Source organism: Streptomyces sp. NPDC051364 (assembly GCF_040682115.1).
Taxonomy (GTDB): Bacteria; Actinomycetota; Actinomycetes; order Streptomycetales; family Streptomycetaceae; genus Streptomyces.
Genome location: NZ_JBFBAH010000014.1, coordinates 194633 through 201624 on the forward strand (window position 1 = coordinate 194633; position 6992 = coordinate 201624).

The 6992-nt window shown below is 73.3% G+C and carries 5 protein-coding genes, 1 rRNA gene and 1 pseudogene; 1 reads left to right on the forward strand and 6 read right to left on the reverse strand.

Annotation, left to right across the window (positions count from 1 at the left end):
• Nucleotides 1-2 precede the first annotated feature (2 nt).
• The 3 genes from AB0M76_RS27175 to AB0M76_RS27185 all read right to left on the reverse strand — a co-directional run bounded on the left by AB0M76_RS27175 (nucleotide 3) and on the right by AB0M76_RS27185 (nucleotide 3181).
• Nucleotides 3-992, reverse strand: a complete 990-nt coding sequence (locus AB0M76_RS27175; protein ID WP_365955361.1) for an iron chelate uptake ABC transporter family permease subunit — start codon at nucleotides 990-992, stop codon at nucleotides 3-5.
• Between the two features lie 68 nt (nucleotides 993-1060).
• Nucleotides 1061-2104 (reverse strand): iron chelate uptake ABC transporter family permease subunit, encoded by a 1044-nt coding sequence (locus AB0M76_RS27180; protein WP_365955362.1) that lies wholly within the window; start codon nucleotides 2102-2104, stop codon nucleotides 1061-1063.
• Between the two features lie 45 nt (nucleotides 2105-2149).
• Nucleotides 2150-3181, reverse strand: coding sequence for an HAD hydrolase-like protein (locus AB0M76_RS27185; RefSeq protein WP_365955348.1), 1032 nt, complete (start codon nucleotides 3179-3181; stop codon nucleotides 2150-2152).
• A gap of 108 nt (nucleotides 3182-3289) precedes the next feature.
• Here AB0M76_RS27185 and AB0M76_RS27190 point away from each other — a divergent pair, with 108 nt between their 5' ends.
• Nucleotides 3290-4561 (forward strand): DUF1015 domain-containing protein, encoded by a 1272-nt coding sequence (locus AB0M76_RS27190; RefSeq protein WP_365955349.1) that lies wholly within the window; start codon nucleotides 3290-3292, stop codon nucleotides 4559-4561.
• 69 nt (nucleotides 4562-4630) lie between these two features.
• Here AB0M76_RS27190 and AB0M76_RS27195 read toward each other — a convergent pair whose 3' ends face one another.
• From AB0M76_RS27195 to rrf, 3 genes and pseudogenes are all read right to left on the reverse strand, one after another.
• Entirely contained in the window at nucleotides 4631-5506 is an 876-nt protein-coding gene (locus AB0M76_RS27195; protein ID WP_365955363.1) for a tetratricopeptide repeat protein, read from the reverse strand.
• 534 nt (nucleotides 5507-6040) lie between these two features.
• Nucleotides 6041-6700 (reverse strand): annotated as a pseudogene (locus AB0M76_RS27200) (tetratricopeptide repeat protein); the annotation flags it as partial.
• A gap of 199 nt (nucleotides 6701-6899) precedes the next feature.
• Nucleotides 6900-6992 (reverse strand): 5S ribosomal RNA (rrf, locus tag AB0M76_RS27205); the annotation flags it as partial.

The following is a 6992-nucleotide window of genomic DNA, read 5'->3' on the forward strand; positions in this document are numbered from 1 at the left end:
GCTCATATACGGCCCGCCCTGCGCTCGGTGACGAGCAGCCAGAGCAGGTAGACACCGCCGACCAGCCCGGTCACCACACCCACCGGCAGCTGGTCGGCGCCGAAGGCGCGCTGCGAGGCCCAGTCGGACACGAGCAGCAGGACGGATCCCATCAGCGCGCCGGTGAGCAGGTTCGGCCCGGGCGAGCGGGTCAGGCGCCGGGCCAGCTGGGGCGCGGCCAGGGCGACGAACGAGATGGGCCCGGCGGCCGCGGCGGCCGCGGTGGTCAGCAGGACCGCCGCCAGCATCAGCAGCATCCGCGTACGTTCCACCCGTACCCCGAGGGCGTACGCGGCGTCGTCGCCCATCTCCATCATCCGCAGGGCCCGGCCCTGCCCGAGGACCAGCGGGAACAGCACCGCGCAGGTCCCCAGCAGGGGCCAGACCTGGCTCCAGTCCCGGCCTGCGAGCGAGCCGGTCAGCCAGACCATCGCGCGGGTGGCCTCGACGAGCTGGGCCTTGGTCAGCAGGTAGTTGATGACGGCGACGAGCATCGCGGAGGCGCCGATGCCGACCAGCACCAGCCGGTAGCCGTGGATGCCGCGCTTGTACGACAGCAGGTAGACGAGGACGCCGGTGAGCAGCCCGCCCACCAGCGCGCCCGCCGCCACGGCAGTCGCGTCGCCCTTGAACAGGACGATCACTGTGAGCGCGCCGACCGCCGAGCCGTAGCTGAAGCCGAGCAGGTCCGGGGAGCCGAGCGGGTTGCGCGAGACGGACTGGAAGACCGAGCCGGCCATGCCGAGGGCGGCACCGACCAGCAGGGCGACCAGCACCCGCGGCAGCCGCAGGTCGTTCACGATGAAGTCGTGCGCCGGCGTGCCGTTGCCCAGCAGGGTCTGCACGACGTCCCACGGCGCGATCTCGAAGTCGCCGGTGCCGATGAGCACGACGCCCATCGCCAGCGCGGCCACGGTCAGCAGCAGCCCGACCGCCAGCGCACGCGGCTCCATCCGCAGGGACAGCCCGCCGGGGCCGCGCAGGGGACGGGATCCGGGCTTGTCCGCCCGAAGGTCGACGGTCACAGCTGGGCCATCCTCTTGCGCCGGACGAGGTAGATGAAGACGGGTCCGCCGATCAGCGCGGTGACGATGCCGACCTGGAGCTCGGCGGGCCGGGTGACGACCCGGCCGACGACGTCCGCGCCCAGCAGCAGCACCGGCGAGAGGACCGCCGAGTAGGCGAGCACCCACCGCATGTCGGGCCCGGTGATGATCCGCACCAGGTGCGGGATCATCAGCCCGATGAAGACGATCGGCCCGCAGGCGGCGGTCGCCGCCCCGCACAGCAGCGTGATGGCCACCATGGCGCCGATCCGGGTCCGCGTCAGGTGGGCGCCGAGGGCCCGCGCGGTGTCGTCGCCCATGGCCATCGCGTTGAGCGGCCGTCCCAGCGACAGCGCGATCACGGCGCCCACCAGCAGGAAGGGCGCGACCTGGCGGACGGTGTCCATGTTCGCGGAGGCCAGCGAGCCCACGGTCCAGAAGCGGAGCTTGTCCAGCGCCTTGCTGTCCATCAGCTGCACGGCGTTGATGTAGCCGACCAGGGCCGCGCTGGCCGCCGTACCGGCGAGCGCGAGGCGCACCGGCGTCGCGCTGCGGCTGCCGCCGAGCGCGTAGACCACGACGGAGACGACGGCGGCGCCGAGGAAGGCCCACCACACGAACTGGCTGAGCGAGGAGGCCCCGAGGAAGGTGATCGCCGAGACCACGGCGGCCGCGGCGCCCGCGTTGACGCCGAGGATGCCCGGCTCGGCCAGCGGATTGCGGGTCAGCGCCTGCATCACCGCACCGGACAGGCCGAGCCCGAGCCCGACCATCAGCCCGAGGAGGGTCCGCGGGACCCGCAGATCGCGCACCACCACGTCGGAGGGCGTCCCCGCGTAGTGGAACAGCCCGTGCCAGACCTGGTCGAGGGGCATCTGCTTGGCGCCCACGGCGATGCTCGCCACCGCGATCAACGCCAGCACCGCAAGGGCGCCGAGCAGACCGGCGGCGCGCGCCGCATGGCGCGGGCGGATGGCGGCGACCGGCGCCGCGCTCTGTTCAGGGGGACTCTCGACCAACACGGAGGTTAGGTTAGCCTACCCTGCACCCGATCTCCGATCCGCCTACAGCCCGATCCGGGCCAGCGCCTTCCCCGCGTCCAGCGCGCACGAGCCGTCCCCCGCCTGCGTCCAGGCCGCCGCGCACAGCGCCCGCAGACCGTCGACCGGATCTCCCTCGCCCCGCAGCTCCAGTACGCCCGCCGCAGCCACCGCGGTCCAGCCCCCGCAGCGGAAACCCTCCCCGGCCGCCACGACTTCCGGCTGGCCCGTCAGCAGCCCGCGCAGATCCCGGTCCACGTACGTCGGCCGGTGCCGCGGCTCGGCCCGCAGCAGCTGCGCCGCGTCGGTTACCCCGGTCAGCACCAGCAGCGAGTCCACCTCCCCGTGGAAGGCCCCCTCGATGTCCGTGTCCAGCCGGTCCCCGACCACCAGCGGCCGCTCCGCCCCGGTCCGCAGCACCGTCTCCCGGTGCATCGGGGGCAGCGGCTTCCCCGCCACCTGCGGCTCCGCGCCCGTGGCGATCCGCACGACCTCCACCGCGGCCCCGTTCCCGGGCCCGATCCCGCGCGCCCCCGGAATCGTCAGATCGGTGTTCGACGCGTACCACGGCACCCCGCGGTGGATCGCGTACGAGGCCTCCGCGAACCGCGACCACGGCAGATCCGGGCCCCCGTACCCCTGCACGACCGCCGCGAGGCCCTCCTCGTCGGCGGACTCCACCGGCACCAGCCCCCGCTCGCGCAGCGCGACCCGCAGCCCCTCGCCGCCGATCACCAGCACCTTCGACCCCGGCTCCACCTGCTCCGAAATCAGCCGGGCCACGGCCTGCGCCGAGGTGATCACCTCGCCGGCCTCGGTCGGGATCCCCAGCTCGCCCAGGTGCTCGGCAACCGCGTCGGGAGTGCGCAACGCGTTGTTCGTGACGTACGCGAGGTGCATCCCGCCGGCCCGGGCCGCGGCGAGGGACTCCGCCGCGTACGCAATGGCCTCGCCACCCGCGTACACGACGCCGTCCAGGTCCAGCAGGGCCGTGTCGTACGCCTGGTGCAGGCTGCGCTCGCTGCCCGCCGGACTCGTCCTGCTCTGCCGGGTCATCCTGTCGGCTCCCTGTGGGTTCGGTCCTCGATCGGCCTCGTTGCATTTGCGCCGAGGTCTTCCTCACCCGATCATCCCGCATCGCGAGACGCGTCTTACCATGCACCAATGACCACATCTGGTACCGCGGACGACGGGCTGCGCCTGATCCCCTTCCATGGACTGCGCTACGTCCCGGAGCGTGTCGGCAGCCTGGCCGCAGTCACCTCACCGCCGTACGACGTGGTCGTACGCCCCGACGGCGTCGACCACCTCGAGTCCGCCGACCCGCACAACATCGTCCGCCTGATCCTTCCGCAGGCCGACACCCCTGCCGCGCGCAACGAACAGGCCGCGCGCACCCTGCACGACTGGCTCGCCAAGGGCATCCTCAGCACCGACCCCGAGCCGGCGCTCTACGTCTACGAGCAGCGCAAGGGCGGCCTGCTCCAGCGCGGCGTCATCGGCGCCCTCGCCCTCACGCAGCCCGACGCGGGCATCGTGCTCCCGCACGAGGACGTCATGCCGGACGTGGTCACCGACCGGGCCGGCCTGATGCGTGCTGCGTCGGCCAATCTCGAGCCCCTCCTCCTCACCTACCGCGGCGACGATCCCGCGGCCGGGGCGGCGGAGGTCGTCGAGCGGACCGCCGGGGGCCCGCCCCTGCTGGCCACCACCACCGAGGACGGCTTCCGCCACCGGCTCTGGGCCATCACCGACCCCGCCGACCTGGCCACCGTCACCGCCGACCTGGGCCACCGCCAGGCCCTCATCGCCGACGGACACCACCGCTGGGCGACGTACCTGCGCCTCCAGGAGGAGCACCAGTCGCCCACCGCATGGGACTTCGGCCTGGTCCTCCTCGTCGACACGGCCCGCTACCCCCTCCAGGTCCGCGCCATCCACCGGATGCTGCGCCGCCTCCCGCTCGCGGACGCCCTGGCCGCCGTCGGGGGCCTCTTCCGGGTCCGCCCGGTCGAGGGCCCGCTGCCGCTCGCCCTGGAGGCCCTCGCCGACGCCGCGGAGCGGGGCAACGCCTTCCTCCTGACGGGCGACGGGACCTTCCACCTGGTCACCGACCCGGACCTGGACCTCCTCGAGCGCACCGTACGCCGCGACCGCCCCGAGGCCTGGCGCCGACTGGACGCGACCGTCCTGCACGCAACGCTGCTCGACGCCCTGTGGCAGATCCCCGACACCCCCGACCAGATCACGTACATCCACGACGCGGCGGCCACCGTCGCCATGGCCGAGCGCCACGGCGGCACCGCGGTCCTGCTGCACCCCGTACGGGAGGAAGTCGTCCGGGACCTGGCCCGCCAGGGCGTGACGATGCCCCGCAAGTCCACCTCCTTCGGCCCGAAGCCGGCCACCGGCCTGGTGCTGCGCAGCCTGGACTGACCGCGGACGCGAAAAAGGGCGGTACCCCCGGAGGGGTACCGCCCTTTCTCAATCGAGCCGATTCAGCGCTCAGCCCTTGTCGCGGGCCTGGTCCTGCTCGTCGTCCCGGTCCTCGTCCTCGACGACGACGATCTCGTCGGTGACGTCGACGTCGGCGTCCGCCTCGGACCGCTCGAGGGGCTCGTACTCCTCGTCGTCCTCGTCGTAGTACTCGGCCTGGTCGGACGCGCGCTCGGCAGCAGCCACCTCGGCGTCGTCCTGCTCGTCGTCCTCGTCGTCGATCTCGTCCGGCTCATCGCCGACGAGCGCGTCGACGAACTCGACCCCGTCCAGCTCGGCGAGCCGGTCGGAGGCGTCCATCGAGCCGTCCTTGTCCGCCTCGACCGTCTTGGCGAACCACTCGCGCGCCTCGTCCTCACGGCCGGCCGCCAGCAGGGCGTCGGCGTAGGCGTAGCGCAGACGCGCGGTCCACGGCTGGATGGAGTGGGAGGCCAGCTCCGGGCTCTGCAGGGTCACGATGGCGGCTTCGAGCTGCCCCAGGTCCCGCCGCGCACCGGCGGCGACCAGGCGCATCTCGACCTGACCGGCCTTGTCCAGCTTTTGCACCTCGGGCTCGCCGGCCATGGCCAGCGCGCGCTCGGGGCGGCCGAGACCGCGCTCGCAGTCGGCCATGACGGGCCACAGTTCGACGGATCCGGTCATGCGCTTGGCGGCGCGGAACTCCGCGAGCGCCTCGCTGTACTTCTGCGTGGCGTACGCGGCGAAGCCGGCGGCCTCGCGCACGGCGGCGACACGGGAGGCCAGGCGCAGGGCGATGCGCGAGTACGCGTACGCCTGCTCCGGGTCCTCGTCGATCAGCCGGGCGACCATGACGAGGTTCTTGGAAACCTCTTCGGCCAGGCCCTTGGGCAGGCTCAGGAGCTCCTGGCGGACATCGGCGTCGATCTCGAGACCGGTGACGTCCTCGTCGATCGGAAGCCGCTTGACCGGGTCCCGGTCGCGGTCCGCACGGTAGTCGCGGTCGCCACCGCGGTCGTCACGGCCGCCACGGTAGCCACCGCGGTCGCCACCACGGTCGTCGCGGCCGCGGAACCCGCCACGGTCGCCACCGCGGTCGTCACGGCGCGGGTAGGACGGGCGGTCGCCGCCACGGTCGTCACGACCGCCACGGAAACCACCGCGGTCGTCATCGCGACGCGGGTACGAGGGACGCCCACCGCGGTCGTCATCACGACGGGGGTAGGACGGGCGGTCGCCACCGCGGTCGTCACGGCGGAAACCGCCGCCACCGCCGCCGGCGGGACGCTCGCCACGGTCGTCACGACGCGGGTAGCTGGGGCGGTCGCCGCCCCGGTCGTCACGGCGCGGGTAGGACGGACGGTCGCCGCCACGGTCGTCACGACCACCGCGGAAACCACCACGCTCGTCATCACGACGGGGGTAGGACGGACGGTCGCCACCGCGGTCGTCACGGCGCGGGAAGGACGGACGGTCGCCGCCACGGTCGTCACGACCACCACGGAAACCACCACGCTCGTCATCACGACGGGGGTAGGACGGACGGTCGCCACCGCGGTCGTCGCGACGGAAACCGCCGCCACCGCCGCCGGCGGGACGCTCGCCACGGTCGTCACGGCGCGGGTAGCTGGGGCGGTCGCCGCCCCGGTCGTCGCGACGCGGGTAGGAGGGACGGTCCTCGCGGCCGCGGAAACCGCCGCCGGTCGGGCGGTCGCCACCGCGGTCGTCACGGCGGAAGCCGCCGCCACCGCCGCCGGCGGGACGCTCGCCACGGTCATCGCGGCGCGGGTAGGACGGGCGGTCGCCGCCACGGTCGTCACGGCGGAAACCGCCGCCACCGCCACCGGTCGGCCGGCCGCCGCGGTCGTCATCGCGACGCGGGTACGAGGGACGCCCACCGCGGTCGTCATCACGACGCGGGTAGGACGGGCGGTCGCCACCGCGGTCGTCACGACGGAAACCGCCGCCACCGCCACCGGCGGGACGCCCACCGCGGTCGTCACGGCGGAAACCACCGCCACCGCCGGCGCCACCGGTCGGCCGGCCACCGCGGTCGTCGCGGCGGAAGCCACCACGGTCACCGCCACGGTCGTCACGGCCCCCGCGGTAGCCGCCCCTGTCACCGCCGTCGTTGCGCCGAGGCTCGCGCTCCGGACGATCGTCGGGAGAGTTGGACATGGGTGTGACTCCTGTCTTCGGGGTACCGCTAGTCATTCTCGCGCAACCAACCCATGGCCGCGCTTCGGCGTAAAGAGGTGAAAAACAAAAAAGGACCCTTGGTCCAGCGTTGAACGCTGGACCAAGGGTCCTTTGAAAGATTGTTCGGCGGCGTCCTACTCTCCCACAGGGTCCCCCCTGCAGTACCATCGGCGCTGAAAGGCTTAGCTTCCGGGTTCGGAATGTAACCGGGCGT